We start from the raw sequence: 2,171 nt of genomic DNA, 5'->3' as shown, positions 1-2,171 counted from the left end.
CCTCCGAGGGGCCCGCCTCCGAGGGGCCCGCCTCCGAGGGGCCCGCCTCCGAGGGGCCCGCCTCCGAGGGGCCCGCCTCCGAGGGGCCCGCCTCCGAGGGGCCCGCCTCCGCCGGAACCGCCTCCGAGGGGCCCGCCTTCGCCACGGACGCCGACGTGGGGGAGGTGCGGGCGTTCGTGGCGCGGGTGCTGCCCGGCTACATGGTGCCGGCCGCCGTCGTCCGGGTGCCCGCGCTGCCGCTCACCGTGAACGGCAAGCTCGACCGCGCCGCCCTGCCCGCCCCCGAGGCCCCCACCGGCGGCGGCCGGCTGCCGGACGGGCCGCGCGAGGAGGCGATGTGCGCGCTGTTCGCCGAGGTGCTCGGCCTGCCCCGGGTCGGCGTGGACGACGGCTTCTTCGACCTCGGCGGCCACTCCCTGCTCGCGGTCCGGCTGGTGGCCAGGGTCAAGGAGGTGTTCGGCGCCGAGGTGTCCGTCGGCGCGCTGTTCGAGGCGCCGACCGCCGCCGCGCTCACCGCCCTGGCGCAGGGCGGCGCGCGCACCGACCCGCTGCGGACGCTGCTGCCGCTGCGCGAGTCCGGCTCCCGTCCGCCGCTGTTCTGCGTGCACCCGGCGGGCGGGCTGAGCTGGTGCTACGGCGGCCTCCTCCGGCACGTCCAGGACCGCCCGATCTACGGGCTGCAGGCCCGCCGCGACCACCTGCCCACCTCGCTGCGCCGCCTGGCCGCCGACTACGTGGCCCAGCTCAGGCTGGTGCGCCCGCGCGGCCCCTACCACCTGCTGGGCTGGTCCACCGGCGGGATCATCGCCCAGGAGATGGCCGTGCAGCTCCGGCTGGCCGGGCAGGAGGTCGCGCTGCTGGCCGTCCTGGACGCCTACCCCGCCGAGGGCATGCGCGACCTGCCGCCGTCCGACGAGGCCGAGGCGCTGGAGGCGCTGCTCACGATGGCCGGCTTCGCCCCCGACGCCGCCCTCACGCTGGAGCGGGTGGCGGAGATCCTGCGCCGCGAGTCCAGCCCCCTGGCCGGGCTGCCGGCCGGGACGCTGGCCGAGCTGAAGGACCTCTACCTCAACACCAACCGCCTCGTCCGCGCCCTCGACACCCGCCGCTTCGACGGCGACGTGCTGTTCTTCCGCGCCACCGTCGACACGGTGGACGACACCCTGACCGCGGACGCCTGGCGCCCGCACGTCGGCGGCACGATCGAGACGCACGACGTGGCCTGCAGCCACAAGGACATGACACAGCCGGGCCCGATCGCCGAGATCGCCGCGATCGTCGCCGCCCGCCTCGACCATCTTGACCGCCTCGACCGCCTCGACCGCCTCGACCGCCTCGACCATCTCGACCACCTCGACGGAATCGACCGACCAGGCGGCCCCGGCCCCCGTGGCGCCGCCCCCGCGACCCAGGAGCACACCCCGTGAACCCCTTCGACGACCCGGACGGGCAGTTCCTCGTCCTGGCCAACGACGAGGACCAGCACTCCCTGTGGCCCTCCTTCGCCGCCGTCCCCGACGGCTGGTCCGTGCGCTTCGGGCCGGACGGCCGGGCCGCCTGCCTGGCCTACGTCCAGGCGTCCTGGACCGACCTGCGCCCCCGCAGCCTGCGCCGGTGAGGGGCCGCGTACTGGCCGCCTACGTCACGGCGATGTGCGTGAGCGGCCTGGACGCGACGATCGTCAACCCGGCGCTGTTCGCCGTCGCGGCCGACCTCGGCGTGCCGCCCGCCGCGGCGAACGCCGTGGAGTCGGCGTTCCTGGCCAGCCTCGCGATCGCCATGCCGGTCGCCGGCTGGCTGTGCGACCGGTACGGCGCGTCGCGCGTCTTCCTGGCCGCGCTCGCCGCGTTCACGGCGGCCTCCGGGTTGTGCGCGCTGTCGTGGGACCTGGGGTCGCTGGTGTGCTTCCGGGTGCTGCAGGGAGCGGCGGGTGGCGTCCTGACGCCCGCCGGGATGGCCATGTTGTTCGCCGCCTACGCCCCCGAGGAGCGCATGCGGCTGTCCCGGCACATCGTGGTGCCGACCGCGCTCGCGCCCGCGCTCGGCCCGGTGCTCGGCGGCCTGCTGGCCGACACGCTCTCGTGGCGCTGGGCGTTCCTGGTCAACCTGCCGCTCGGCGCGGCGGCCCTGCTCACCGGCGCCGCCGCGCCGCGCGCTAGGTAGAGCGTCGG

At 76.7% G+C, this 2,171-nt stretch carries 3 protein-coding genes and 1 pseudogene; all 4 read left to right on the top strand.

The window, feature by feature from the left end; translation table 11 throughout:
- Positions 1-61 (top strand): annotated as a pseudogene (locus ACWEJ6_RS52990) (pentapeptide repeat-containing protein); the annotation flags it as partial.
- A gap of 139 nt (positions 62-200) precedes the next feature.
- Positions 201-1,427: a thioesterase domain-containing protein gene (locus ACWEJ6_RS52985; RefSeq protein WP_452433295.1), complete on the top strand. Its 1,227-nt coding sequence runs from the start codon at positions 201-203 to the stop codon at positions 1,425-1,427.
- Positions 1,424-1,618 carry an MbtH family protein gene (locus ACWEJ6_RS52980; RefSeq protein WP_358297748.1) on the top strand — a complete coding sequence of 65 codons (195 nt, stop codon included), beginning with the start codon at positions 1,424-1,426 and terminating at the stop codon, positions 1,616-1,618. The genes ACWEJ6_RS52985 and ACWEJ6_RS52980 overlap by 4 nt, the downstream gene beginning before the upstream one ends.
- On the top strand, positions 1,615-2,163 hold the full coding sequence (locus ACWEJ6_RS52975; protein ID WP_452433289.1) for an MFS transporter: 549 nt from the start codon (positions 1,615-1,617) through the stop codon (positions 2,161-2,163). Before ACWEJ6_RS52980 ends, ACWEJ6_RS52975 begins: the two co-directional genes overlap by 4 nt.
- Positions 2,164-2,171 lie beyond the last annotated feature (8 nt).

It is taken from the genome of Nonomuraea sp. NPDC004702 (genome assembly GCF_053601695.1).
The sequence above is the reverse complement of the archived record's forward strand: the minus strand, read 5'-3'. Positions and strand labels throughout refer to the sequence as shown.